Annotated in this window: 23 protein-coding genes; 6 read left to right on the top strand and 17 right to left on the bottom strand. The window is 73.0% G+C overall.

Annotation, left to right across the window (positions count from 1 at the left end):
• Window positions 1-65: 65 nt before the first annotated feature.
• From YWW_RS0119760 to YWW_RS0119745, 4 genes are read right to left on the bottom strand one after another with little or no spacing between them, the layout of a single operon-like run.
• Window positions 66-1,097: an NAD-dependent epimerase/dehydratase family protein gene (locus YWW_RS0119760; RefSeq protein WP_026931462.1), complete on the bottom strand. Its 1,032-nt coding sequence runs from the start codon at window positions 1,095-1,097 to the stop codon at window positions 66-68.
• A gap of 23 nt (window positions 1,098-1,120) precedes the next feature.
• Window positions 1,121-2,407 (bottom strand): hypothetical protein, encoded by a 1,287-nt coding sequence (locus YWW_RS31715; protein ID WP_051326069.1) that lies wholly within the window; start codon window positions 2,405-2,407, stop codon window positions 1,121-1,123.
• The gene (locus YWW_RS0119750) at window positions 2,404-3,633 is read right to left on the bottom strand and encodes a sensor histidine kinase (RefSeq protein WP_051326068.1); all 1,230 of its coding nucleotides are present in this window, start codon (window positions 3,631-3,633) and stop codon (window positions 2,404-2,406) included. The genes YWW_RS31715 and YWW_RS0119750 overlap by 4 nt, the downstream gene beginning before the upstream one ends.
• The gene (locus YWW_RS0119745; RefSeq protein ID WP_026931460.1) at window positions 3,633-4,319 is read right to left on the bottom strand and encodes a response regulator transcription factor; all 687 of its coding nucleotides are present in this window, start codon (window positions 4,317-4,319) and stop codon (window positions 3,633-3,635) included. The genes YWW_RS0119750 and YWW_RS0119745 overlap by 1 nt, the downstream gene beginning before the upstream one ends.
• Before the next feature lie 113 nt (window positions 4,320-4,432).
• On the opposite strand from YWW_RS0119745, the gene YWW_RS37495 reads away from it, so the two are divergent.
• The 3 genes from YWW_RS37495 to YWW_RS31710 all read left to right on the top strand — a co-directional run bounded on the left by YWW_RS37495 (window position 4,433) and on the right by YWW_RS31710 (window position 7,363).
• Complete coding sequence (locus tag YWW_RS37495; RefSeq protein ID WP_081883577.1) at window positions 4,433-5,731, top strand: DUF2064 domain-containing protein; 1,299 nt, start codon at window positions 4,433-4,435, stop codon at window positions 5,729-5,731.
• A 10-nt stretch (window positions 5,732-5,741) separates the two neighbouring features.
• On the top strand, window positions 5,742-6,503 hold the full coding sequence (locus tag YWW_RS0119735; RefSeq protein WP_026931458.1) for an S-methyl-5'-thioadenosine phosphorylase: 762 nt from the start codon (window positions 5,742-5,744) through the stop codon (window positions 6,501-6,503).
• Between the two features lie 200 nt (window positions 6,504-6,703).
• Window positions 6,704-7,363 (top strand): hypothetical protein, encoded by a 660-nt coding sequence (locus tag YWW_RS31710; RefSeq protein WP_051326067.1) that lies wholly within the window; start codon window positions 6,704-6,706, stop codon window positions 7,361-7,363.
• Here YWW_RS31710 and YWW_RS0119725 read toward each other — a convergent pair.
• From YWW_RS0119725 to YWW_RS0119690, 7 genes are all read right to left on the bottom strand, one after another.
• Window positions 7,341-8,351: a sugar phosphate isomerase/epimerase family protein gene (locus YWW_RS0119725; protein WP_026931457.1), complete on the bottom strand. Its 1,011-nt coding sequence runs from the start codon at window positions 8,349-8,351 to the stop codon at window positions 7,341-7,343. The two genes, YWW_RS31710 and YWW_RS0119725, sit on opposite strands and share 23 nt — an antisense overlap.
• Window positions 8,352-8,455: 104 nt before the next feature.
• Window positions 8,456-9,301, bottom strand: a complete 846-nt coding sequence (locus YWW_RS0119715; RefSeq protein ID WP_026931456.1) for a sugar phosphate isomerase/epimerase family protein — start codon at window positions 9,299-9,301, stop codon at window positions 8,456-8,458.
• Window positions 9,298-10,497: a substrate-binding domain-containing protein gene (locus YWW_RS0119710; protein WP_026931455.1), complete on the bottom strand. Its 1,200-nt coding sequence runs from the start codon at window positions 10,495-10,497 to the stop codon at window positions 9,298-9,300. Before YWW_RS0119710 ends, YWW_RS0119715 begins: the two co-directional genes overlap by 4 nt.
• Before the next feature lie 17 nt (window positions 10,498-10,514).
• The gene (locus YWW_RS31705; RefSeq protein WP_051326066.1) at window positions 10,515-11,522 is read right to left on the bottom strand and encodes an ABC transporter permease; all 1,008 of its coding nucleotides are present in this window, start codon (window positions 11,520-11,522) and stop codon (window positions 10,515-10,517) included.
• Window positions 11,522-12,529: an ABC transporter permease gene (locus YWW_RS31700; RefSeq protein WP_035704732.1), complete on the bottom strand. Its 1,008-nt coding sequence runs from the start codon at window positions 12,527-12,529 to the stop codon at window positions 11,522-11,524. The genes YWW_RS31705 and YWW_RS31700 overlap by 1 nt, the downstream gene beginning before the upstream one ends.
• Entirely contained in the window at window positions 12,526-14,013 is a 1,488-nt protein-coding gene (locus YWW_RS0119695) for a sugar ABC transporter ATP-binding protein (protein WP_026931454.1), read from the bottom strand. The genes YWW_RS31700 and YWW_RS0119695 overlap by 4 nt, the downstream gene beginning before the upstream one ends.
• Window positions 14,010-15,107 (bottom strand): Gfo/Idh/MocA family protein, encoded by a 1,098-nt coding sequence (locus YWW_RS0119690; protein WP_026931453.1) that lies wholly within the window; start codon window positions 15,105-15,107, stop codon window positions 14,010-14,012. The genes YWW_RS0119695 and YWW_RS0119690 overlap by 4 nt, the downstream gene beginning before the upstream one ends.
• Before the next feature lie 107 nt (window positions 15,108-15,214).
• On the opposite strand from YWW_RS0119690, the gene YWW_RS0119685 reads away from it, so the two are divergent.
• Window positions 15,215-16,411, top strand: coding sequence for an ROK family transcriptional regulator (locus YWW_RS0119685; RefSeq protein ID WP_026931452.1), 1,197 nt, complete (start codon window positions 15,215-15,217; stop codon window positions 16,409-16,411).
• A 44-nt stretch (window positions 16,412-16,455) separates the two neighbouring features.
• Here YWW_RS0119685 and YWW_RS0119680 read toward each other — a convergent pair whose 3' ends face one another.
• The 6 genes from YWW_RS0119680 to YWW_RS0119655 all read right to left on the bottom strand — a co-directional run bounded on the left by YWW_RS0119680 (window position 16,456) and on the right by YWW_RS0119655 (window position 22,676).
• Window positions 16,456-18,828, bottom strand: coding sequence for an ATP-binding cassette domain-containing protein (locus tag YWW_RS0119680; protein ID WP_026931451.1), 2,373 nt, complete (start codon window positions 18,826-18,828; stop codon window positions 16,456-16,458).
• A gap of 98 nt (window positions 18,829-18,926) precedes the next feature.
• A complete protein-coding gene (locus tag YWW_RS0119675) occupies window positions 18,927-19,337 on the bottom strand; it encodes a VOC family protein (RefSeq protein WP_026931450.1) in 411 nt (136 codons plus the stop codon).
• Between the two features lie 10 nt (window positions 19,338-19,347).
• Window positions 19,348-19,791, bottom strand: a complete 444-nt coding sequence (locus YWW_RS0119670; RefSeq protein ID WP_026931449.1) for a helix-turn-helix transcriptional regulator — start codon at window positions 19,789-19,791, stop codon at window positions 19,348-19,350.
• A gap of 119 nt (window positions 19,792-19,910) precedes the next feature.
• A complete protein-coding gene (locus YWW_RS0119665) occupies window positions 19,911-20,339 on the bottom strand; it encodes a DoxX family protein (RefSeq protein WP_026931448.1) in 429 nt (142 codons plus the stop codon).
• 101 nt (window positions 20,340-20,440) lie between these two features.
• Window positions 20,441-20,920, bottom strand: coding sequence for an SRPBCC family protein (locus YWW_RS31695; RefSeq protein WP_211228626.1), 480 nt, complete (start codon window positions 20,918-20,920; stop codon window positions 20,441-20,443).
• A gap of 106 nt (window positions 20,921-21,026) precedes the next feature.
• A complete protein-coding gene (locus YWW_RS0119655; protein WP_051326065.1) occupies window positions 21,027-22,676 on the bottom strand; it encodes a phytoene desaturase family protein in 1,650 nt (549 codons plus the stop codon).
• A gap of 98 nt (window positions 22,677-22,774) precedes the next feature.
• Between YWW_RS0119655 and YWW_RS34340 the strand changes: the two genes are divergently transcribed.
• Both YWW_RS34340 and YWW_RS0119645 read left to right on the top strand, forming a co-directional pair.
• On the top strand, window positions 22,775-23,911 hold the full coding sequence (locus tag YWW_RS34340) for an FUSC family protein (protein WP_081687595.1): 1,137 nt from the start codon (window positions 22,775-22,777) through the stop codon (window positions 23,909-23,911).
• Window positions 23,912-24,011: 100 nt separating this feature from the next.
• Window positions 24,012-24,236, top strand: coding sequence for a hypothetical protein (locus YWW_RS0119645; protein ID WP_026931446.1), 225 nt, complete (start codon window positions 24,012-24,014; stop codon window positions 24,234-24,236).
• Window positions 24,237-24,424: the final 188 nt, after the last annotated feature.

Below are 24,424 nucleotides of genomic sequence, written 5' to 3'. Positions count from 1 at the left end.
GACCGCTCGGCGGTGAGCGCTTCGGCCATCTCACCGCGGGCCGCGACGGCCCCGCCGCTTGACGTTCAGCGGAGCGGGTCGTGGGCGAAGGCGGCCATGCCCTCGGCGAAGCCCGTCTCGGCGCGGAAGCCGAGCGCGTCGGCGGCGAGCTCGGGCGAGGCGACGACATGGCGGACGTCGCCGAGCCGGTACTCCCCGGTCACGACGGGCGTCGAGGCGTCGGGGAAGCCGGCGGCGAGCGCTTCGGCCATCTCGCCGACGGTGCGCGGCTCGCCGCTGGCGACGTTGCACGCGCCCGTCCACGCGGAGTCGAGCGCGAGGACGTTGGCGCGGGCGACGTCGCGGACGTGGACGAAGTCGCGCGTCTGCGCCCCGTCCTCGAACACGCGCGGCGCCTCCCCGGCCTCGAAGGCGCTGCGGAAGACGCTGGCCACGCCCGCGTACGGGGTGTCGCGGGGCATGCCGGGGCCGTAGACGTTGTGGTAGCGCAGGGCGCACACCCTCGCGCCCGATTCGCGGCCGTACAGGAACGACAGGTGCTCGGTGTGGACCTTGGTGGCGGCGTAGACGTTGCGCGGGTCGAGCGGGGCGTCCTCGGGCACGGGCGCCCAGGCGAGCTCGGCGCCGCAGTGCGGGCAGCGCGGCTCGAAGCGGCCCGCGTCGAGGTCGGCCGCGCGCCGCGCCTCGGCTCGGACGAGTCCGTGCGCGCCGCACCGGTAGCGGCCCTCGCCGTAGACGACCATGGAGGAGGCCACGACGAGGCGCCCGGTGAAGGAGCGGCGCCACAGGGCCCGCAGGAGGTGCGCCGTGCCGCCGTCGTTGTCGGCCACGTAGTCGGCGACGTCGTCGAAGTCGACGCCGAGGCCGACGCGCGCCGCCTGGTGGCACACGGCGTCGACGCCGTCGACGGCGCGGCGCACGGCCGCCTCGTCGGTGAGGCCGCCGACGATGAGCTCGACCGAGTCCGGCAGGTGCTCGGGCGGGTCCTTGTGGGCGGCGAGGGAGTCGAGGACGACGACCTCGTCGCCGCGGGCGGCGAGCTGCTCGCAGACGGCACCGCCGATGAATCCGGCGCCTCCGGTCACCAGTACGCGCATGGGTTTCAGCCTTCCTTTCCGGATCACCACTGCACGCGCAGTGCGGCGGCGAGGGCGAGTGCGACGGCCAGTTGGAGGACCAGCCAGGGGCGCGGGCGCGGCAGGGCGCATCCGGCCAGGAGCGCCAGCGGCATGAACGGCTGCCAGATCCGCTCGGTCTCGGACGAGGACATGCCCGAGACGTCGGCGACGGCCACGGCGGCGAGGATCGAGCCGACGACGATCCACATGCGCCGGTCTCTCAATCTGGCGAGGGCGACCGCGGTCGCCGGGCCGAGCGCGAGCGCGAACACCGCCGGATTGGCGATGAGGAAGTACCAGTAGCCGCGCGCCGAGGCCACACCCGCGTAGTAGCGGACGCGAGTGGTCGTCAAGCCGTCGAGCCACCAGTAGCCCCACAGCAGCGGCGCGAGCACGACCAGCGCCGCCAGCGCGCCGCCCGCGAGGAGGACCCTCCAGCGGCGGCGCCAGACGGCGATGACGACGACGGGGATGGCGAACAGGGCGCTGGAGAACGACAGCATGAGCGCGGCCCCGGCGAGCAGCCCGCCCGCGGCGGTCAGCCAGGCGGCCCTCGCGCCGGTGCGGTTCGTGGCGAGGACGAGGCAGGCGACGGCGCTGAGGGCGACGCCGCCGAAGATGATGTCGGCGTTGGTGTGCCAGAACGCGGCGGGGGCGACGACCAGGAACGGCGCGGCGCGGCGGGCGAGCCGCTCACCGGCGACGTCGCGGCCGATCGCCAGGGCGGCCAGGACCGAGGCCGCGACGGCGAGCATGATGACGGCATTCTCGAACAGCAGCCCCGACAGCCCGATCTGCGATGCGGCCCAGAAGAACACGACCAGGCCGGGCGGGTGCGACTGGAGGTGGACGGGGAACTCGCCCGCCAGCTGGACGTCGGTGTAGCTCTCCAGGAAGGGGGCGAGGCCGCCGGCGTCGTCGATGTAGCGGGCGTTCTGCGCGTAGTGGTGGTGGAGGTCCTCCCACGTGCCGGGGTGGGAGTGGGCGTAGGCCAGCGCGAGGCTGAGCGCCACGGCGGCGGCGGCGGTGGCGAGGGCCGTCCAGCGCCACCGCCACCGCGCGGCGATCGCGGGCAGGAAGGCGATGACGAGCGCGCCGGTCAGGGCGGGGACGAGCAGCTGAGGGCCGAGGTGCCACTCCCAGCGGCCGAACAGGGGCATCGCGCCGAGCGCGAGGTGCTCCTCGGTGTTCGCCTCCTTGTACTGGCCGAGCACCCACACGACGGCGAGGAACAGCGCCCAGGCGATGAGGACGGCGGCGCTCAGGGCCGCCCGGCGCCGATCGGTCACCGGCCGCCTCCGGCGGGGAGCCTGACGGTGAAGCGGCAGCCGCGCTCGGCGTTGGCGACCGAGACGGCGCCGCCGTGGGCCTCGATGAGGCCGCGGGCGATGGCCAGGCCGAGGCCGCCGCCGCGCTCGTCCCGCTGGCGGGCCTCGTCGCCGCGGAAGGCGATGTCGAACACGCGCGGCAGGTCCGCCTCGGGGATGCCGCCGCACTCGTCGGCGATGTGGAGCAGGGCCGCGCCGTCGCCGCCCCCGGTTTCGGCTTCGATGCGGACGGCGCCGCCCGGCGGGGTGTGCCGGATGGCGTTGTCGAGCAGGTTGTCCAGGGCGCGGCAGCATTCGCGGGCCGAGACCTCGACGGGCGGGAGCGCCGGGAGGCGCTCGACGACGGCGACGCCCTTGACGTCGGCGGCGGAGGCGACGTCGGCGATCGCGTCGGCGACGGCGTCCGAGAGGTCGACCTTCTCGGCGCCGAGCCGGAGCGAGCCGCTGTTGATGCGGGACAGTTCGAACAGGTCGTCGACGAGCGCGGTGAGCCGTTCGGCGTCGGTGCGGATCTGGAAGTGGTAGCGCTTGACGGTGGCGTCGTCGTCGACGATGTCGTCGTCGAGGGCCTCGGCCATCGCCCTGATGGTGGCGAGCGGCGCGCGCAGGTCGTGGGAGACCCAGGCGATGAGCTCGCGCCTGGACGATTCGAGGGCGCGTTCGCGCTGCTGGGAGGTCTCCAGGCGGCGGGAGACCTCGGCGAGCTCGCGCGCGAGCGCGGCCAGTTCGCCGGGGCCGGTGACCGCGGGCGCCCGCTCGGCGCTGACATGGCCGTCGCTGCCGACCATGGTGCGGGCGTAGGCGCCGACCTGCTCGGCGCCCGCGCCGATGTCGTCGCCGAGCTGCCAGGCGGCGCCGAAGGCGACACCGGAGGCGACGATGAACACGACGAAGAGGACGACGAGGTCGTGCAGGGAGATGAACATGGCCAGCGCGGCGGTGACGACGCCGGTGGCGGCGACCAGGACCGCCGAGAGGGCGACGGTCATGGTCTGGACGCGGGCGGGGCGGCTGCGCAGGCGCCGCAGCACGAGCCCGCCGACGACGCCGGCCACCGAGGAGGCGACCGCGGCGATGGCGATGAGGACCGCGATGTCCCGCGGCGGGAAGTCGAAGGCGACGGCGAGGGCGGTGGCGGCCGCGAGGGCGACCGCGAGGATCAGGAGCGACCCGGCACGGCGGCGCATCAGCCCTCCCACCGGTAGCCGACGCCGCGGACGGTCTTGAGGCAGGCCGGCGCGGAGGCGTCGTCCTCGATCTTCTCGCGCAGGCGCCGGACGTGGACGGTGACGGTGGAGGTGTCGCCGATGCTCCAGCCCCACACGGTCTCGAGGAGCTCTTCGCGGCGGAAGGCCCGGCCGGGATTGGTCAGGAAGCACACGAGCAGGTCGTACTCCTTGGTGGTGAGCGTGACGGGCTCGCCTTTGCGGCGGACCTCGTGGGCGACCGTGTCGACCTCGAGGCCGCCGCCGGTGAGGACCTCGGCGACGGCGGCGCCGCGGGCGCGGCGCAGGACGGCGCGGACGCGGGCGGCGAGCTCGCGCGGGGAGAACGGCTTGGTGACGTAGTCGTCGGCGCCGAGGTCGAGCCCGGCGATGCGGTCGTTCTCCTCGCCGAGCGCGGTCAGCATGACCACGGGGATCGAGGTGGCCCGGCGCAGCCTGCGGCAGACCTCGAAGCCGTCCATGCCGGGCATCATGAGGTCGAGGACGACCAGGTCGGGGAGGGTGTCGAGGGCGCGGCGCAGGCCCGCCTCGCCGTCGGGCGCGTAGTCGACCTCGAAGCCCTCGCGCCGCAGGTAGCGGGCGACGACTTCGGCCAGCGCGGAGTCGTCGTCGACGACCAGCACGCGCGGCTCGGCTTCGGAGTCCATGGGAATACCTTGACCGATCTGAGAGCGCCCCGTCATCTTTTGGGCCGAGACTTTCGCAGACCGTAAGGTTCTCCCAGCCCCGGACAGACTCCTCGAAACGTACCATCGCACTCATGCAGCGGACGCATCTCCTCGTCATGGCGAAGGCCCCCGTACCGGGCCGGGTGAAGACCAGACTCGCCCCACCGTTGACCACTGTAGAGTCAGCGGCGGTCGCGGAGGCGGCGCTCGCCGACACCCTCGAGGCGGTCGCCTCGTGCGGGGCCGAGCGCCTCGTCGTCGCGCTCGACGGCGAGCCCGGCCCCTGGCTGCCCGAGGGCTTCGAGGTGGTCCCCCAGATCGAGGGGACGTTCAACGAGCGGCTGGCCGCCGCCTGGGCGGCCGCGGGCGGCCCGGGCCTCCAGATCGGCATGGACACGCCGCAGGTGACGCCCGAGCTGCTCGACTCGTGCCTCGCCGCCGTGGCCGACGGCTCGCACGGGGCGGCGCTGGGGCTGGCCGAGGACGGCGGCTGGTGGGCGATCGGCTTCGCCGAACCGCACCCCGAGGCCTTCTCGGACGTGCCGATGAGCCAGAGCGACACGGGGCTGCTCCAGCACAAGCACCTGCAGGCACTCGGGCTGTCCGTGGCGGAGCTGCCGGTGCTGCGGGACCTCGACGACGCCGACGACGCCCGGGCGATCGCCGCCCTCGCGCCGGGGACGCGGACCGCGCGGCGGGTGCGATCACTGCTCGGGGACGGCACGGCGACCGTGGACGTGGTGCTGCCGGTGCTGAACGAGCGCGAGGCGCTGCCGTGGGTGCTGGAGCGGATGCCCGAGGGGTACCGGCCGATCGTGGTCGACAACGGATCCGAGGACGGCTCGGGAGCGCTCGCCGCCGAGCTCGGCGCGGCGGTGGTGGCCGAGTCGCGGCGCGGCTTCGGCGCAGCCTGCTACGCCGGGCTCGCCGCGGCGAGCGCCCCGCTGGTGGCGTTCATGGACTGCGACGCCTCCCTCGACCCGGGCGAGCTGCCGAAGGTGTGCGCGCCGGTCCTGGACGGCGAGGCCGATCTCGTGCTCGGCGCGAGGCCGCCGGAGGCGCTGGCGCCGCACAGCCGGGTCGCGAACCGGTACCTGGCCGGGCGGGTCCGCCGCTACTGCGGGGCGAGCGCCACCGACATCGGCCCGATGCGGGCCGCCGGGCGCGAGGCGCTGCTGGGCCTGGGGATCACCGACCGGCGCTCGGGCTGGCCGCTGGAGATGGTGCTGCGGGCCGGGCTCGCCGGGTGGCGGATCGCCGAGGTCCCGGTCCCCTACCGGCCGAGGCTCGGCAAGAGCAAGGTCACCGGGACGGTCGGCGGGACCCTCCGCGCCGTCAAGGACATGCGGGCGCAGCTGGCGCGGGCGCGCCGGGCCGCGCGCGGACGATGAGGAGCAGGACGTGAACGAGCAGATCCGGGCCGATGTCGGCGTCTTCGGCGGCACCGGCTTCTACACCCTGGCGAAGACCGCCGCGACCGTCGAGGTCGACACCCCGTGGGGCGCGCCGTCGGCGCCGGTCACCGTCGCCGAATTCGATTCGGTGCGGGTGGCGTTCCTGCCACGGCACGGCACCGACCACCGCTTCCCGCCCCACAAGGTCAACTACAGAGCCAACGTGGACGTCATGCGCCGCTTGGGAGTGCGGGCGCTGATCTCGCCGTTCGCGGCCGGCTCGCTGCGCCCGGAGATCCGCCCCGGCGAGTTCGTCGTGTGCGACCAGGTCGTCGACCGCACCTGGGGGCGGCCGTCCACGTTCTACGACGAGTTCGAATCGGGCCCGGTCCACACGCCGTTCGCCGAGCCCTATGACGAGCGGCTGCGCCGGGTCGTGCTCGACGCCGCCGCCGAGGTCGGCGCCGCCGCCCACGACGGCGGCACCGTCGTGGTGATCAACGGGCCGCGCTTCTCCAGCCGGGCCGAATCGCGCTGGCACCGCGAGGCCGGATGGCACGTCGTCAACATGACCCAGGCCCCCGAGGCGGCCCTCGCCGCGGAGGCCGCCATCCCGTTCGCGGGGATCGCTCTGGTCACCGACTACGACGCCGGGCTCGCCGAGGACCCGGAGGTGGAGCCGGTGACCCAGGAGGCGGTGTTCGCCATGTTCGAGGCGAACCTGGACAAGGTCCGCCGCCTCCTGGAGGCCGCCGTCCCGAAGGTCTAGGCGCGGGCGGCGACCGGTTCGGGGGCCTGCGGTTCGGCTTCGCCGTCGGCGAGCCGACAGCCTCCGAGAGCCGGGACGAGACCGGCACGCGACCGGTCGAGGCGATCTCGTGGCGACCGCGACCGCCCCGGTGACCGCGGCCGGGTCCTAGCGACGGCGCGGGCATAATCGAGCTCCGCCCCCGCACGGAAGGACCACTCATGTCTGACGACGCCGCACCGGTCACGGTCACCGACCGCGTTCAGGCGCCCGGCTGGTTCGGGCTGGCGCTCGGGATCGCGACGCTCATCGTCACCCCGCTCGCCATGATCGGGGCCGGGTCCGGCACGGTCCACCACTGGAACCGGATCACCATGGACTACGACATCGAGTCGTGGGCCTGGACCGAGCCCCTGTACATGGGGACGGCGGCGCTCGGCTTCTCGCTGGTGCTGGTGATCTTCTTCCTCCGCCGGCCCAAGGTCCTGCACGCCGACGCCGAGGGGGCCCGCCTCCACGGCAAGGGCAACGCGCGGGCGAAGTGGGAGGAGCTCGACCGGGTCGTGGTGTGGCGCAGGAGGGTCAGGCGGCTCGGCTTCATCCCCGGCTGGCGGCCGCAGGTGGGGCTGGTGCGGGACACCGAGCGGACCAGGGCGTTCCAGCGGGCCGCCGACGCGAAGCGGTGGGGGCCCGCCGACCTGCGCGACAACGGCGTCCCCGAATGGCTGCCCGGCGGGATCCAGAAGCACAGCGCCAGGCTGTCGCATCGGCGCGCCCCGGAGGTGGCGGCGGCCGTGGCGCGGTTCGCGCCGCACCTCCGGGTCGTCGACGAGCGGTTCCCCGACCGATCCGAGCCGGTCACTCCCCCCGGTCGGAGCTGAACGCCGAGTCGAAGGACGCCTCGGGCCGGTCGAAGGCGAGATCGCGGACGAAGCCCACCGCTTCGGCGGCGCCCCGCAGGCGGTCCATCCCGGCGTCCTCCCACTCGACGGAGATCGGGCCGGCGTAGCCGATCGCGTTCAGCACCCGGAAGCAGTCCTCCCACGGCACGTCGCCGTGCCCGGTGGAGACGAAGTCCCAGCCGCGCCTGGGATCGCCCCACGGCAGGTGCGAGGACAGGCGTCCGTTGCGGCCGTCGAAGCGCAGGCGCGTGTCCTTGCAGTCGACGTGGTAGATCCGGTCGCGGAAGTCCCACAGGAACGCCGCCGGGTCGATGCCCTGCCACACCATGTGGCTGGGGTCCCAGTTCAGGCCGAAGGCGGTGCGGTGCCCGACCGCCTCGAGCGCCCGGTGGGTCGACCAGTAGTCGTAGGCGATCTCGGAGGGGTGGACCTCGTGCGCGAAGCGCACGCCGACCTCGTCGAAGACGTCCAGGATCGGGTTCCAGCGTTCGGCGAAGTCGTCGTAGCCCGCCTCGATGGTCTCGTCGTCGACCGGCGGGAACATCGCGACGTACTTCCAGATCGCCGAGCCGGTGAAGCCGATGACGGTGTCGACGCCGAGCTTCGCGGCGGCCCTGGCGGTCGTCTTGAGCTCCTCGGCCGCGCGGCGGCGGACGCCTTCGGGGTCGCCGTCGCCCCACACGTGGGCGGGCAGGATCGCCTTGTGGCGCTGGTCGATCGGGTCGTCGCAGACGGCCTGGCCGACGAGGTGGTTGGAGATCGCCCACAGGCCGAGGCCGTGCGATTCGAGGATCGCCTTGCGGTCGGCGACGTAGTCGTCGTCGACCGCGGCGCGGCGGACGTCGAGGTGGTCGCCCCAGCAGGCGATCTCGAGTCCGTCGTAGCCCCAGCCGGAGGCCAGGCGGCACAGCTCCTCGAACGGCAGGTCCGCCCACTGGCCGGTGAACAGCGTGATGGGTCTAGGCATCGATGAGGCTCCTCAGGTAGGTCAGTCCGTCTACGGCGATGGCGTCCTGCGTGGGCGCCAGGGGCCGGGGAGGCATGGCCCTGGGGGCGGCGGCGGCGATGAGGTCAGTCAACTTCCAGGCTCCTCAGGTGTCTCAGTCCGTCTACGGCGATGGCGTCCTGCGTGGGCGCCAGGGGCCTCCAGATGGAGGCGGCGGTGGCGATCGTGGCGTTGTGCGCGGTGAACGATTCGATGACCACCGGCCCGTTGTACCCCGCCCCGTCCAGTGCGCGCAAGATGGCGCGCCAGTCGAGGTGGTCGCGTCCGGGCGCGCCCCGGTCGTTCGCGCTCACCTGGACGTGGCCGATGCGCCCCTCGGCGCGGGCGATCGCGGCCGGGAGGTCGGTCTCCTCGATGTTCATGTGGTAGACGTCCAGGGCCAGCGCGCACCCGGCCAGGCCGTCCAGCGCTTCGAGAGCCTGGTCGACGGTGTTGACCAGGCTGGTCTCGTAGCGGTTGAGCGGTTCGACGGCGACGGTGACGCCGCGTTCGGCGGCGTAGTCGGCCACCGGCGCGAGGGCCTCGCGCAGTTCGCGGTAGGCCGCGGGCCGGTCCTCGACGCGCCAGGTGCGGCCGACCGAGGCGTAGGCCGGGCCGGCGATGACCGGCGAGCCGACGGCCGCGGCCGCGTCGACGACGCCGCGCAGGTAGTCCTGGGTGTCGGCGACGACGTGGCCGGGCGCGGCGACGAGTTCGCGGCCGGGCCCCATGACCAGGACGACGGTGGTGTCCAGGCCGAGCCCGCCGAGCAGCTCGGCGGCTCGGCCCGGATCCCAATCGCCGAGTCGCTCCACGGGCAGCTCGATCGTGTCGAAGCCCCACTCGCGGATCCTCGGAGCGAGCCGGGCCAGGGCCTCGTCGTCGAGCGGCGAGGCCCAGACCCAGGTGTTGACGCCTACGGCTCGGTTCAACGGTCCCGCCAGGCGTCGGGGAAGCCCGGCAGGTCCTCGCCGCCGAACTTGGCGTAGTGCAGCGAGGGCATGTCCTCGTTGCGTTCCAGGTAGTCGTCGAGTTCGGCCTCGGTGATCGGCTCCTGCGGCAGGACCCACTCCTTCGGGACCTGCTCGCCGTTCAGGATCATCGTGGCGGCCAGGACGGGCGTGCGCCACTGGAAGTTGGAGTAGACCGGGGCGAGCGCGGTCATGCCGGTCTCCTTCCACTTGCGCATGAACGACAGCTCGTCCTCGCCGGTCATGACCGGGTAGGGCTGGCCGGCGTCCTCGAAGGCCTCGATGGCGGCCACGGCGCCGTCGCCGGCGTCCATCCAGATGCCGTCGACCTCGCCGCGCTGGAGGTACTGGGTGACGATGTTCTTGATCTCGGCGGCGTCGCCGCCGGTGAACTCGTTGCCGAGGATCTCCAGTTCGGAGTCGGCGAAGATCTCCTGGGCGGCGGCCCAGCGGTGCTCGAGGACGTCGACGCCGGGCAGGATGCGCAGCGCGAGCACGGTCGAGCCCGGTTCGAGGTTGTCGACGAGGAACTCGGCGGCGTCGGCGCCGAAGGCGTAGCCGCCGATCGGGTGGATGAAGGTGACGGCGCAGTCGGTGTTGACGCCGCGGTCGAAGACGACCACGGGGATCCCGGACTCGCAGGCGGCCTCGACGGCCGGAGTCAGGGTCGCGGTCGTCGACGGCGAGATGAGCAGCGCGTCGCACTCGCCGGAGTCGATGAACGCCTGGATGTCGGAGATCTGCTTCTCGTCGTCGTCGGCGGCGTCGGAGTGGAGGAACTCGCCGATCTCGCCGGCCTCCTGGAGGACCTCGACCTGCTGCTGCATGGTGATCCAGCCGGTGACGCGCCACGGGTTGGACACCGAGGCGTTCGAGAAGCACACGGTGTGGTCGCCGCCGTCGACGGCGTACTCGGAGGTGTCGACCCATTCGGGCTCGATGGCCTGGAGCCACGGCGTGGTCGGGTCGCCTTCGGGTTCGATGTCGCGCTGGGCGAGCTGCTCCTCGTAGTCGGCTTGGACGAACCACTCCTCTTCGGTGGAGGCGGTGGCCTCCTCGGTGGTCTCGGCTTCTGGGATCTCATCGGTGGTGCAGCCGACGGCCAGCAGCAGCCCTACGGCTGCGGCCGACGCGAGGGCCAGGCGGGTTGTCTGCATGATGCGGAACCTTCTTCTCATGAGGGATTGGCGTTCGTGGTTGCGGTCGCTGCGACCGGCCGGCGCGTCCGCCGCTTGGCGGCGTAGGCGACGGCGGCGATGATGATCAGGCCCTGCGCGGCGGGCCGGATCGTGGACGGGAGGGCCATCTGGTTGAACAGGGCGAACAGGGCCTCGATGGTGAGCGCGCCGGCCATGGCGGCGACGACCGCGCCGCGGCCGCCGCCGAGGACCACGCCGCCGAGGACGACCGCGGTGATGACGGTGAACTCCATGCCCTGGCCGACCTGGGCGCTGACGCCCGCGTAGCCGCCGATGAGGACGCCCGCGACGGTCGCCGAGAGTCCGGAGAGGACGAAGGCGACGGTGCGGACGGTGTCCACGCGTCCTCCGGAGAGTTCCGCGGCGAGCTCGTTGTCGCCGCTCGCGACGAGCACGCGGCCGAAGCGGGTGCGCATGAGCCAGATCGCGGCGGCGCCGACGCCGATCATGATGAGCACCGCCCAGGGGATCTGGCCGATCAGCGGCACGTCGTCGATGCCGCGCCGGCCGGGGCCTCGGAAGGCCTCGGACAGGCTCCCGGTGGGAGCGCCGCCGGTCCACAGGCGGATCGCGCCGGTGAGCACGAGCATCATGCCGAGGGTGGTGATGAACGACTGGACTTTCAGCGCGGTGGTGACGAGGCCGTTGACGAGCCCGACTGCGAGCCCGAACAGGAGCATGACGCCCATGACCGGGAGGGTCCGGGACTCCTCGCCGTCGATCAGGCGGGCGGCGATGACGACCTGGGCGCCGACCAGGGCGCCCACCGAGAGGTCGAAGTTGCCCGAGACGATGACGAAGTACTGCCCGGCGGCGAGGATCACCAGCGGCGCGGCCTGCTTGAGGAACGCCATCAGCGACGGTCCCTCGAAGAAGCCGGGGTTGGTGAAGGCGACGGCGATGAAGATGGCCGCCAGCAGGGCGAAGACGGTGCCGGTGCCGCCGCCTGCGAGGGCGGCCGCGGCGGTGCGGATGCGTCCCATCACGGCCTCCCTGTGTCCGCGGCGGTGCCCGCGGCGGCGAATCTGGGTCTGCGGGCGGTACGGCTGAGCTGGCGGCGGGCGTAGATGGCGACGGCGGTGATGATGATCGCGCCGCGCAGCACGTCCTTGGCGAAGGGGTTGATCTGCATGACGTTGAAGACGGTGTCGAGGACGGCCAGGATCAGAACGCCGGCGACGGTCCCGGCGATGCCGCCGCGCCCGCCGAGGAGGAGGGTGCCGCCGAGGACGACCGCGGCGATGGCGTCGAGTTCGTACAGGTTGCTGTAGGCCTCGGTCGCCGAGCCGGTGCCGAAGCGGGCGGCCAGGAGCAGCCCGGCGACGCCGGCGAACATGCCGCAGAGGATGTGGGCGGTCATGAGCGTGGACTTGGTACGGACGCCGGACATGCGGGCGACGTCGATGTTGCCGCCGACGGCGTACATGTGGTGGCCGGTACGCGTCGAGCGCAGGAACCAGATCCCGGCGGCGGCCAGGGCGAGCATCACGAGTGTGGAGACGGGGACGAACGCGATGCGGCTGTAGCCGAACTGCTGGAAGGCGGTGGGCACGAGCCCGGCCGGCCCCTTGTACTCGGTGTCGAGGTAGCCCTTGATGATCAGGCCGACCCCGAGGGTGGCGATGAAGGGGTTGACGCCCAGGAAGGAGACGATCGCGCCGTTGGCGGCGCCGACCAGGCCCGCCACGAGCAGGGCGGCCAGGGCGCCGAGGACGATGCGGTTCGGGTCGCCGTCCATGGTGGTGGCCGCGACCATGCTGGCGAGGGCGGCGGTGTAGCCGACCGACAGGTCGAGCGAGCGGCACAGGATGACCAGGGTCATGCCGAGGGCGAGGAACCCGGTCAGGCTGGTGCGGGTGAACATGTCGACGAGGTTGGCCGTGGAGAACAGGTTGCCGCCGTCGATGGCGACGGCGATGCCGCCGATGGCGACGACCCCGGCGAGGGCCAGGTAGATGAGGGCGGTGGTGTCGAGTCGGCGGAGGCTCATGCGGGGCTCCGTCCGGTCGCGTAGGCCATCACCTGCTGCTCGGTGGCGCCGCCGGGCAGCTCCCCGGCGATGCGGCCGTCGTGGAGGACCACGATGCGGTCGGCCAGGCCGATGACCTCGATCAGTTCGGAGGTGATGAGCAGGACGGCCAGGCCTTCGGCGGCGAGGGAGCGGATGACGGCGTACAGCTTGTGCTTGGCGCCGACGTCGATGCCGCGGGTCGGCTCGTCGAGGACGATGACGCCGGGTTCGGCGGCGAGCCATTTGGCGACGACGACCTTCTGCTGGTTGCCGCCCGAGAGGTACTGGACCTCCTGGTCCTCGCCTCGGGAGACGAGGTCGAGACTGGAGAGGATGCCGCTGATGCGGGCCAGCCGGGCGCGGGAGTGGACGCGGGCGTTGGCGTCGAGGACCATGCGCGCGTTGGCCCCGACCGACTGGTTCAGGGCCAGGCCCTGGGCTTTGCGGTCCTCGGTGACCAGGGCGATCCCGGCGGCGATGGCCTTGCGGGGCCCGGTGATCCGCCGGGTCTCGCCGTCGACCGCGACGGTGCCGCGGGTGAAGGGTTCGATGCCGAAGACCGCCTCGGCGATCTCGGTGCGGCCCGAGCCCTGGAGCCCGGCGAGGCCGACGATCTCGCCGGCGCGGACCTCGAGGTCGATGCCGTCGATCTGGGCGTTGCCGCCGCCGGTGACGGCGAGGCGGACCTCGCCGGTCTCGGTGCCGGGCAGCGGTTCGGGGAAGACGGCCTCGATCCGGCGGCCGACCATGGCGGTGACCAGTTCGTCGGGGGTGATGTCGGCGGTGTCGACGGTGGTGACGCGCTCGCCGTCCTTGAGGACGGTGATGCGGTCGCACAGGTCGAAGATCTCGCGGAGCCGGTGGGAGACGTACAGGACCGACACGCCCTTGTCGCGGAGGCGCTCGACGAGGCGGTAGAGCAGTTCGACCTCGGCGTCGGCCAGGGCGGCGGTGGGCTCGTCCATGCAGATGAGGTCGGCGCCCTGGGACATGGCCTTGGCGATCTCGACGATCTGCTGGCGGGGGACCGAGAGCGTCTTGGCCTTCGCGGCGGGGGCGAGGTCGTCGACGCCGAGGTCGGACAGGAGCGCGGCGGTGCGCTCGGCCATGGCGCGGCGGTCGATCAGGCCGCGTCTCCTCGGCTCGCGCCCGAGGTGGATGTTCTCGGCGACGCTGAGCTCGGGCAGGAGGTTGAACTCCTGGAAGACGGTGGCGACCCCGGCGTGCTGGGCCTGGAGGGGGTGGGTGAAGGAGACGGCGCGGCCGCCCAGCTCGATGGTGCCGGCGTCGGCGGTGTGGACGCCGGCGAGGATCTTCATCAAGGTGGACTTGCCGGCGCCGTTCTCCCCCACCACGGCGTGGACCTCTCCCGGCTCGATCACGAGGTCCACCGAGCGGAGCACCGGGACGCCGAGGAAGGACTTGTCGATGCCGCGCATGGCGAGCACCGGGGCCTGGCTCATGCGGCCACCTCCACCCAGTCCCGGCGGTCCGCGGAGGCGGCGACGGCCTCGGCGATGCGGGCGGCGCGCAGGCCGTCGGCGAAGACGGGGAGCCCTTCGGGCGTCTCGCCGGCGATGGCGGCGCGGGTGTCGGCGACGAAGTCGTTGAAGCAGTCCTGGTAGCCCTGGGCGTGTCCGGCGGGGACGCGGGCGAGGCGGGCGGCGTCGGGGCTGAGGGTCTCGGGGTCGCGGACGAGGACGGCGCTGCCGTCGCGGCCGCCGAGCCACAGCGTCTCGGGCTGCTCCTGGTCGAAGGCGACGGTGGCGCGCGAGCCGGAGACCTCGAGGAAGAGGCGGTTCTTGCGGCCGGCCGAGACTTGGCTGACCACTGTGGATCCGACCATGCCGCCGTCGGTGACGAACTGGAGGGTGACGATGTCCTCGGTGGCGACCTCGCGTCCGCCGCGGGTGGCGTTGGCCTTGGCCAGTTGGGCCGAGACGGCGGTGATGCGGTCGCCGGTGACGAACTCGAGCAGGTCGCACCAGTGGGAGCCGATGTCGCCGAAGGCCCTCAGGGCCCCGCCCTTGTCGGCGTCGACGCGCCAGTTGTCGTCCTCGGGCCGCAGCAGCCAGTCCTGGAGGTAGGAGCCGTGGGCGAGGGTGAGGCGGCCGACCTCGCCGGCGGCGACACGGGCGCGGGCCTCGCGGACCATGGGGTGGAAGCGGTAGACGAAGGGCACCGAGGCGACCACGCCGGCCTCGCGGGCGGCCTCGGTCATGGCCTGGGCGGTGGCGGCGTCGGTGGCGAGGGGCTTCTCGCACACCACGTGCTTGCCGGCGGCGATCGCGGCGAGGGCGAGGGGGGCGTGGAGGTGGTTGGGGGTGCAGATGTGGACGACGTCGGCGGCGGCGATGAGCTCGTCGGTGTCGTCGAAGACCTCGGCGGCCCGGAGCGAGTCGGCGGCCTCGCGGGCCCGCTCGGGGCTCGACCCGGCGATGCCGGCCACTTCGCCCCCGGCGACGGCGATGGCGTGGGAGTGGACCCGCCCCATGAAGCCGGTGCCGATGATGGCGGCCCGGTACGTCGTCGGCCTGGTTATTGTGACTGGAGCCATACGGTGAGCCTAGGGCCGACTTATGACATCAAGCAAGCAAAAGTTGTGCGATGTTATGGAATAGTTACGTCAAATCGCCGACACACTCCATGTGATTCACTAGTGCTGTGACAGATGATTCCGCCGAACCGCGCCGCCCGGCCGCCACGACCCCGGCCGGAGCGGGCACGCTGCTCCCGATGCTGCGCGACGGCGTGCCCAGGACGCGCTCGGAGCTGTCCACGCTGACCGGCCTGGCCCGCTCGACGGTCGCCGGCCGCATCGACGCGCTCCTGGCCGCCGGTCTCATCGCGCCCACCGGCGAGACCGCCTCCACCGGCGGGCGGCCCCCGGCGACCTTCGCGTTCAACCCGGCCGCCCGCATCACCCTCGGCGCCGACCTGGGCGCCACCCACGCCAGACTCGCCGTCACCGACCTGGCCGGGAAGGTCCTGGCCGGCGCCAACGCCGACCTCGACATCGCGCTCGGCCCCGAGCCGGTCCTGGACTGGGTGGTCGAGCGGGGGCACAAGCTCCTCGACGAGGTCGGGCGGCCCGAGACCGACCTGCTCGGCGTCGGCATCGGCCTGCCGGGGCCCGTCGAGCACTCCACCGGCCGCGCCGTCAACCCGCCGATCATGCCCGGCTGGGACGGCTTCGACGTGCCCGACTACGTGAGGCGCCGCTGGGACGTCCCGGTCCTGGTCGACAACGACGTGAACATCATGGCCCTCGGCGAGCACTTCAGCGCCTGGCCCGACTCGGAGCACCTGCTGTTCATCAAGGCCGCCACCGGCATCGGCTGCGGCATCATCGCCGAGGGCCGGGTCTACCGGGGCGCGCAGGGCGCGGCCGGGGACATGGGGCACATCAAGGTCTCCGGCGCCGACGAGGCGCTGTGCCGCTGCGGCAACACCGGCTGCCTCGAGGCCGTGGCCTCGGGCGCGGCCATCGCCGCGAAGCTCACCGAGCAGGGCGTCGAGGCGAGCGGCTCGCTCGACGTGGTCGGGCTCGCCCGCGCCGGCTCGGTCCCGGCGCTGCGGCTCGTCCGGCAGGCCGGGCGCGACATCGGCGAGGTCCTGGCCGGGGCCGTCAACTTCTTCAACCCGTCCATCATCGTCATCGGCGGCTCCCTCGCCCTGGCCGGCGACCACCTGATCGCCGGGGTGCGCGAGGTCATCTACCAGCGCTCACTGCCGCTGGCGACCAGGCACCTGCGGATCGCCGCGGCGCGCACCGGCGAGACCAGCGGCGCGATCGGGGCGGGCGTGATGGTCATCGAGCACGCCCTGGACCCCGACCGCGTCGACGCGCTCCTGCGGTAGGGCCGCGGCGCTCGGAGCGCCGCGGCCCCGCCGCGCGGGCGCCCTCAGGCGCCGACGTAGTCGGCGAGGTGCTCGCCGGTGAGCGTGGAGCGGGCGGCCACGAGCTCGGCGGGCGTGCCCTCGAAGACGACCTTGCCGCCGTCGTGGCCGGCGCCGGGGCCGAGGTCGATGATCCAGTCGGCGTGCGCCATGACCGCCTGGTGGTGCTCGATGACGATGACCGACTTGCCGGAGTCGACGAGCCGGTCGAGCAGGGCGAGCAGCTGCTCGACGTCGGCGAGGTGGAGGCCGGTGGTCGGCTCGTCCAGGACGTAGACCCCGCCCTTGTCTGCCATGTGGACGGCCAGCTTGAGCCGCTGCCGCTCGCCGCCGGAGAGGGTGGTCAGCGGCTGGCCGAGCTTGAGGTAGCCGAGCCCGACGTCGGCGAGCCGCTCCAGGATCTTGTGCGCGGCGGGGGTGCGGGCCTCGCCGGAGCCGAAGAACTCCTCGGCCTCGGACACCGACATCGCGAGCACCTCGGCGATGTCGCGGCCGCCGAAGCGGTACTCCAGGACCTCGGCCTGGAACCGCTTCCCTTCGCAGTCCTCGCACGGCGTGGCGGCCGTGTCCATGAAGCCGAGCTCGGTGTAGACGACGCCCGCGCCGTTGCAGGTGGGGCAGGCGCCCTCGGAGTTCGCGCTGAACAGCGCGGGCTTCACGCCGTTGGCCTTCGCGAAGGCCTTGCGGATCGGCTCGAGCAGGCCGGTGTAGGTCGCGGGGTTGCTGCGCCGCGAGCCCTTGATCGCGCCCTGGTCGACCGAGACCACGCCCGCTCCGGCCGGGAGCGAGCCGTGGATGAGCGAGCTCTTGCCCGATCCGGCGACGCCGGTGACGACGACGAGCGCCCCGAGCGGGACGTCCACGTCGACGTCCTGGAGGTTGTGGGTGTTCGCGCCCCGGATCTCCAGCTTGCCCTTGGGAGTGCGCACCGTCTCCTTCAGCACGGCCCGGTCGTCGAGGTGGCGGCCGGTGAGGGTGTCACTGCCGCGCAGCTCCTCGACGGTGCCCTCGAAGCAGACGGTGCCGCCCTCCGTGCCCGCGCGGGGGCCGAGGTCGACGACGTGGTCGGCGATGGCGATCGACTCCGGCTTGTGCTCCACGACCAGCACCGTGTTGCCCTTGTCGCGCAGCCGCAGCAGCAGCTTGTTCATCCGCTGGATGTCGTGGGGGTGCAGGCCGATCGTCGGCTCGTCGAAGACGTAGGTGACGTCGGTGAGCGAGGAGCCGAGGTGGCGGATCATCTTGGTGCGCTGGGCCTCGCCGCCCGAGAGCGTGCCCGAGGGCCGGTCGAGCGAGAGGTAGCCCAGGCCGATCTCCACGAAGGAGTCGAGGAGGTGCTGGAGCCCGGCGACCAGCGGCGCCACCGAGGGCTCGTCGAGCCCCCGGAGCCACTCGCTCAGGTCGTCGATCTGCATGGCGCAGACGTCGGCGATGTTCTTGCCCATGATCTTCGAGGACAGGGCGGACTCGCTGAGCCGGGTGCCGCCGCACTCGGGGCAGGCGGTGAAGGTCGCCGCCCGCTCGACGAAGGCGCGGATGTGCGGCTGGAGGGAATCGGGGTCCTTGGAGAGGAAGGACTTCCGGATCCGCGGGATCAGCCCTTCGTAGGTCATGTTCGTGCCGCCGATGTCCACCTTGGTGGGCTCGTGGTGGAGGAAGTCGTCGAGCTCCTGCTTCGTGTAGTCGCGGACCGGCTTGTCCGGGTCGAGGAAGCCCGACTCGGCGTAGAAGCGCACCATCCAGCCGCCGACCTTGTAGCCGGGGACGGTGATCGCGCCCTCGTTGAGCGACTTGGACTCGTCGTAGACCTGGGTGAGGTCGATGTCGGAGACGGTGCCGCGCCCTTCGCAGTTCGGGCACATGCCGCCGTGGTAGACGGCCTTGCGCACGACCTGCTTGTCGCCCTTGTCGGAGGTCATGACGCCGCTGGCGACCCGCCGCGGCACGTTGAAGGAGTAGGCGGTGGGCGGCCCGATCTGCGGGTCCCCGAGCCGGCTGAAGAGCAGGCGCAGCAGCGCGTTGGCGTCGGTCGCGGTGCCGACCGTCGACCGGACGTTGGCGCCCATCCCCTCCTGGTCGACGATGATCGCGGTCGTCAGCCCGTCGAGGAAGTCGACCTCGGGGCGGGCCAGGTTCGGCATGAAGCCCTGGACGAAGGCGCTGTAGGTCTCGTTGATCATCCGCTGGGACTCGGCGGCGATGGTGTCGAACACCAGCGAGCTCTTGCCCGAACCGGACACACCGGTGAACACCGTCAGCCGCCGCTTGGGGATCTCGACGCTGACGTCCTTGAGGTTGTTCTCGCGCGCGCCGTGCACGCGGATCAGGTCGTGGCTGTCGGCGGCGTGCGCCGCTGGGGACCGGGTGTCCGTGCTCATCGTCTCTCCATCTGTCGGGGTCGGCGCCGACGGCCGCTCCTCGGCCGCCGGCGGGGTCGTTCGGTGCGCCGTCCAGCGGTCGCGGGACGGCGGCGGGTTCAGCTTCGCTCCTGGATGCGGACCATGTTGCCGGCCGGGTCGCGGAAGGCGCAGTCGCGCACCCCGTACGGCTGGTCGATCGGCTCCTGGACGACTTCGGCGCCGCTGGCCTGCACCTGGTCGAACACGCCGTCGACGTCCGCGGCGGCAAGGACGACCGAGGCGTAGGTGCCCTTGGCCATCATCTCGGCGATGGTACGGCGCTCCTCGTCGGTGACGCCGGGGTCCGCGGCGGGCGGGTGCAGCACGATGGACGTGCCCGGCTGGCCGGGAGGGCCGACCGTGAGCCAGCGCATCCCGTCGTAGCCGACGTCGTTGCGCAGCTCGAAGCCGAGGGTGTCGCGGTAGAAGGCCAGTGCGGCCTCCGGGTCGTCCTGCGGGAGGAAGGTGTTGTGAATCGTGATGTCCATGGACGCAACCCTAATTGCGGTTCCGGGCCGGGGCTTCTCGATTCCTGACCGGTCTGGTGACGTACTTCGACACCACCGTGGGCATCCCGTCCGTCGCGTCCGCCTCCCTGAGCCTGTACTCGCTGGGCGGCATCCCGACCAGTTCGGTGAAGCGCGTGCTGAAGGTGCCGAGCGAGGAGCAGCCGACGGTGAAGCAGACCTCGGTGACGCTGAGGTCGCCGCGGCGCAGCAGCGACATCGCGCGCTCGATTCGCCGCGTCATCAGATAGGAGTACGGGGACTCGCCGTAGGCCCGCTTGAACTCGCGGCTGAGGTGCCCGGCCGACATGTGGACGCCGCGGGCGAGGGCTTCGACGTCCAGCGGCTGCGCGTACTCCCGGTCGATCCGGTCGCGGACGCGGCGCAGCCGCGCCAGATCGAGCAGGTACTGCTCCTCGGCGGCTCTCCTGGTCATGTGGCGAATGATGCCACATCGCACCGACAACCGGCCGGTCCAGCGGGAACACCGCCGGAACGCGCACCCGGGGGAGCCTCCCGCCGGAACCGCCGGCGGGAGGCTCCCCCGGGCGGGCGTCAGCCTTCCCTGGTGAAGAGGCGGCGGGTCTCACCGCGGCGGCCCCAGGCGATGAAGGCGACGATCACGAGCAGGATCAGGGGCGTGGCGACGGGCCAGTACCCGTCCACGATGAACGCGTTGGTGTAGGCCGCGCCGATCATCAGCAGGCCGAGGCCGATCGCGGCCAGGCCGGAGAGGCGCGGGACGACCAGGCCGATGCCTCCGGCGAGTTCGAGGACGCCGATGAGGATCCTGAACCAGTCGCCGGCGCCGAGAACCTCGAAGCCCTCGACCGCGTCGGACTGGCCGAACAGCTTCGGCGCCGCCGAGGCGATGACGAAGAACGCGCCGAGGACGCCCTGCAGAATCCACAGTGTGATGTTGAGGGCGCGCCCGGGCCGGGCTCCGGCGGTGGTGTTCTCGGGGGCGGGGGTGTCGGTGCTCATATCGGGTCGTTTCCTTCCGGGGGATTGGAATGTCGTACCCGTGATGACGAGGTCCGCCCGCCGAATTCATCGCTCCTTCCAGAATCGACTCGGCGGCGGCGCTAGCGGGAGTCGCCGGGTCCGACGCCGGAGCTCCTGCCCACCGCCAGGTCGGCCAGGCGGCGGAGCGACTCGCGGTTCCTGGGGGCCAGGATGCGGGCCTGGAGCTCGCCCGGCACCAGGCTGATCGGTCCGCGCACCGCCCGCTCGGTCATCTCGATCCTGGTCTCGCGTTCACCGAGCTCCTCCAGTTCGAGGCGGACGCGCGCCGCCCCGACCGGCCACATCCGGGCGTCGAGCACGAGCAGTCGGGGCCGTTCGGCCGCGGCGACCTCGGTGACGTCGGCGATGTTCGCCGGCCACGGCCCGATGCTGTGGTGGATCCTCGTGCCCGGCTCGGGCCAGCCGTCGTCGACGGCGCGGACGTGCGAGGCCCCGACCACCCAGTTCGGGTAGTTCCAGCCGTCGGCGAGGATCGCGAAGACGTCGTCGCGGGGCGCGGGGATGTCCATGGCCGCATCGGCTCCGGTTCTGGCGTTCACACGGCACCGCCTCCGCTCCCGGATTCGGCCGCGCCTGTCCGGCGCCGGCGCTGTGCTGTCCTCATGCCTCTCCAGATACCCCCCGCGCGGCAGCGCAAACGCCGTGTCACGGCATCGAGCGGCCGTACAGCACCCGGTTGCACGCGCCGACGGCGGCGCGGTAGGGGCCGCCGGCCCAGCCGTCGCGGGCGAGCGCGGCCCGGGCGGCGTTCGCGCCGGGCGCGCCGTGGACGGCGCCGCCCGGATGGGCCGAGGCGCTCGCCAGGTACAGCCGGTCGAGCACCGTGTCGGCCCTGCCCGTGCCGGGGACGGGGCGGAACACGAGCTGCTGGTGGATCGCGGCCGAACCGCCGTTGATCGCACCGCCGACCAGGTTGCGGTCCATCCGCTCGAGCTCGGCGGGGCCGACGACGGTCCGCTCGCGCACCAGGTCGGTGAAGCCGGGCGCGTACCGCTCGATCGTCCGCTGCATCCGGTCGGCGAGGCGGCGGCTGTCCTCCTCGGTCCAGTCCGGCCCCTGCGGGAGGCGGGTGTAGGCCCAGGCGGTCTCGGTGCCCTCGGGCGAGCGGCTCGGGTCGGCGGTGCTCATCTGCCCCATGAGCAGGAGCGGCTCGTCCGGCGTCCGGCCGCAGGTCAGTTCGACGGCGGCCTTGGACAGGCCGTCGACGCCGGTGCCGAGGTGGACGGTGCCGGCCCGGGCGGCCTCGGGGGCCTCCCAGGGGATCGGCGCGTCGAGCGTCCAGTCGACCTTGAGCGTGGCCTGGTCCCACTCGAAGGCGTCCAGATCGTCGAGGAGCCGTCGCGGCAGGTGCTCGGCGCCGACGAGGTCGAGGTACAGGGCGGGAGCGGAGACGTCGGCGAGCACGGCCCGGCGGGCGTGGATCGCCTCGCCGTCGGCGTCGCGGACGCCCACGGCGCGCCCGCGCGCGTGCAGGACCTTCGCGACCGGCCGGCGGCAGTCGACCCTGCCGCCGTGGGCTTCGAGCCGGGCCACCAGGGCGTCGGTGAGGCTCCCGGCTCCGCCTTCGGGGACGGGGAAGCCGAGGTCCTGGCCGAGCATGGACAGCAGCCAGCCGAAGCATCCGCTGCCGGCCTGGTCGGGGCCGATGCCGCTGTGCATGGCGTTGCCGGCCAGGAGGGCGCGGGCGCCTTCACCGGCGAAGCGCTCGGCGCCGAGGCGGCGGGCGGGCAGGATCATCGTCCTCGCCAGCCGCAGGGTCTCGGCGGCGCCGAGGGTGTGCAGCAGCCGCTTCGCGGCCTTGACCGGCGGGAAGGGCCGCAGCAGCAGGTTCATGAACGGTTTTCGGATGCGCCTCCAGCACTCGTACTCGTCCCGCCAGGCCTCGGCGTCGCCTCCGGCGAAAGCGGCCAGCGAGGCCGCGGTCGCCTCGATGTCCGAGGACAGCAGTGCGGCCCTGCCGTCGGGCAGGACGTGCGCGAGCACGTCGGGCGCGCGCCGCCACCGCAGCCCCCAGCGCCACAGTTCGAGTTCGGCGATCACCGGGGAGGCGGCGGCCAGCGGGTAGAAGGCGCTGAACAGGTCGCCGCGGAAGCCCGGTTCGGCGGCCTCCTCGGTGCGCACCGCGCCGCCGGGCCGGCCGGCGGCCTCCAGGACGGTCACCTCCCAGCCCCGCGCGGCCAGGATGTTGGCGGCCACCAGTCCGTTCGGTCCCGCGCCGATCACGACCGCGTCGACCGTCTCGACGCCCGTCCCCGCCTCGGGCTCGACGGACGCGGCGCTCCCCCGCTGTGTCACGGCGTTCGATTTCCCTGCCGTGCCCGATCACAAACCCGATCGGGGCGCCGGACGGCGGCGGAGCATACCGGCGCGCGCCGTCGGGTACTCCATTTTGCATGCGTGTTCGATCCGTATGGGACGGCGTCCTCGGCGACGCCGAGGACGGGGGTCGTTTCCTGCGCGGCATGGGCCGGAGCGGCAGTGCCGCCCGCGAGACCGCGAAGCAGGCGCTGAAGGCGGGGCTGGCCGCGGTGGCGGCGTGGACGCTGGCCGCGCACGCGCTGGGGCTGCCGATGCCGTACGTGGCGCCGTGGGCGGCCATGATCATGGTGCGGACCACCGTGTACTGGTCGGTGCTGTCGGCGGGCCGGCAGGTCGCGTCCGTGGCGCTCGGCGTCGTCCTGGCGTACCTGGCGGGCGTCGCCCTGCCGACCACGGAGCTCGCGCTGGCCGTCCTGGTGCCGGTCGCCGTCCTGGCGGGCCAGTGGAAGCGTCTCGACGACCAGGGCATGTACGTGCCGTTCACGGCGCTGTTCATGGTCACGATCGGGGGCTTGGACGGCCCGTACATCCTGTCGCGCCTGGCCGAGACGGCGCTCGGGGCCCTCACCGGCGCCGCGGTCAACCTGCTGGTCTTCCCGCCGGTGCGGGTCGGGGCCGCCGGGGACGAGACCCGCCGGGTGGGCGAGGAGGAGGGGCGGCTGCTGCGCGAGATGGCCGAGGGCGTCCGCGGCGAGTGGGGCGCCGCCGACACGCGGGACTGGGTCGAGCGCGCCGACCGGCTCGACGAGCGCGTCTGGGAGCTGGGGCGGGCGCTGCGGCGCGGGCGGGAGAGCCTGCGCCTGAATCCGCGCCGGCCGCGGAGCCGGTACCTGCGGGACGCGGACCGCTACCGGGCCGCGGCCGAGCTGGTGGGCCGCACCACCGACGCCGTCCAGACCATCGCGAACTCGCTGCACCACGTCAGCCGCGAGGACATGCCGTACCGGGCCCTGGACGAGGCGTTCAGCGCGCAGTACGCGGGCGTGCTGGACGCGGCGGCGGACGCGCTCGAGGAGCGGGTCGCCAGGCTGGTCTCGGGCAGGCCCGACATCGTGGCCGAGACCGATCCGGCCGCGGCCACCCCAGTCGAGGTCCTGGACGCCCTGGAGCGCGAGCTCCGCTCGCGGCGCGGCGAGTCGGCGGAGGGCGTCGAACTCAAGGGCGCGCTGCTCGTCGCCGCCCGCCAGCTCCACGGCGAGCTGGCGGCATGACGGTCGGCGGTTAGGCCGCGGGGGCGGCGGGTACGGCTTCGCGGAGGCGCGGCGTCCCAGAGCGGGGCGCGCTGGCGCCGACCACGAGGGGGGACATCCGTTGACACACCACGAGACAGGCACCTACGACGTGTCGTACAACCTGGTCAGCGTCCTGTACCACACGCTTCAGGAGGCCTCGACGATCCAGCGGTACATCGACGACGCGCGCGGCAACGGCGACGAGGACGCCGCCCGCTTCCTGGAGGAGGTCCAGGAGGAGGACAGGACCCGTGCCGAGCGGGCGAAGGAGCTGCTCGGCCGCCATTTGAGCGTCAAGGCCTGACCAGACGCGGCCGGCCGGTCCGACCGGACCGCGGCGGCCCGCCCGCCCGCGCGATTCCTTTCCTTCCGCTGCGCGGGCGGCGGGCCGCGCCCGGTCCACGGTGTCCGTTCACTGTGGCCGATTCGAGGTCGCCGGGGTGAGGGCCGTGCGCCCGTGACGGTTGCCCTCGACGCCGTGGCGTGCAAGGC

The sequence above is a fragment of the Glycomyces tenuis DSM 44171 genome (genome assembly GCF_000427885.1).
In the GTDB taxonomy this organism is placed as follows: domain Bacteria; phylum Actinomycetota; class Actinomycetes; order Mycobacteriales; family Micromonosporaceae; genus Glycomyces; species Glycomyces tenuis.
Note: the sequence above shows the minus strand (reverse complement) of the source record. Positions and strands in the feature narration are given on the sequence as shown.

Coding starts and splice junctions, on each gene's coding strand:
- YWW_RS0119690 (WP_026931453.1), bottom strand. CDS start 15,107: ATGGCTCCAGTCACAATAACCAGGCCGACGACGTACCGGGCCGCCATC.
- YWW_RS0119750 (WP_051326068.1), bottom strand. CDS start 3,633: ATGCGCCGCCGTGCCGGGTCGCTCCTGATCCTCGCGGTCGCCCTCGCG.
- YWW_RS0119680 (WP_026931451.1), bottom strand. CDS start 18,828: ATGAGCACGGACACCCGGTCCCCAGCGGCGCACGCCGCCGACAGCCAC.
- YWW_RS0119725 (WP_026931457.1), bottom strand. CDS start 8,351: ATGCCTAGACCCATCACGCTGTTCACCGGCCAGTGGGCGGACCTGCCG.
- YWW_RS37495 (WP_081883577.1), top strand. CDS start 4,433: ATGCAGCGGACGCATCTCCTCGTCATGGCGAAGGCCCCCGTACCGGGC.
- YWW_RS0119710 (WP_026931455.1), bottom strand. CDS start 10,497: ATGCAGACAACCCGCCTGGCCCTCGCGTCGGCCGCAGCCGTAGGGCTG.
- YWW_RS31710 (WP_051326067.1), top strand. CDS start 6,704: ATGTCTGACGACGCCGCACCGGTCACGGTCACCGACCGCGTTCAGGCG.
- YWW_RS0119675 (WP_026931450.1), bottom strand. CDS start 19,337: ATGGACATCACGATTCACAACACCTTCCTCCCGCAGGACGACCCGGAG.
- YWW_RS31700 (WP_035704732.1), bottom strand. CDS start 12,529: ATGAGCCTCCGCCGACTCGACACCACCGCCCTCATCTACCTGGCCCTC.
- YWW_RS31705 (WP_051326066.1), bottom strand. CDS start 11,522: ATGGGACGCATCCGCACCGCCGCGGCCGCCCTCGCAGGCGGCGGCACC.
- YWW_RS0119760 (WP_026931462.1), bottom strand. CDS start 1,097: ATGCGCGTACTGGTGACCGGAGGCGCCGGATTCATCGGCGGTGCCGTC.
- YWW_RS0119665 (WP_026931448.1), bottom strand. CDS start 20,339: ATGAGCACCGACACCCCCGCCCCCGAGAACACCACCGCCGGAGCCCGG.
- YWW_RS0119745 (WP_026931460.1), bottom strand. CDS start 4,319: ATGGACTCCGAAGCCGAGCCGCGCGTGCTGGTCGTCGACGACGACTCC.
- YWW_RS34340 (WP_081687595.1), top strand. CDS start 22,775: ATGCGTGTTCGATCCGTATGGGACGGCGTCCTCGGCGACGCCGAGGAC.
- YWW_RS0119695 (WP_026931454.1), bottom strand. CDS start 14,013: ATGAGCCAGGCCCCGGTGCTCGCCATGCGCGGCATCGACAAGTCCTTC.
- YWW_RS0119670 (WP_026931449.1), bottom strand. CDS start 19,791: ATGACCAGGAGAGCCGCCGAGGAGCAGTACCTGCTCGATCTGGCGCGG.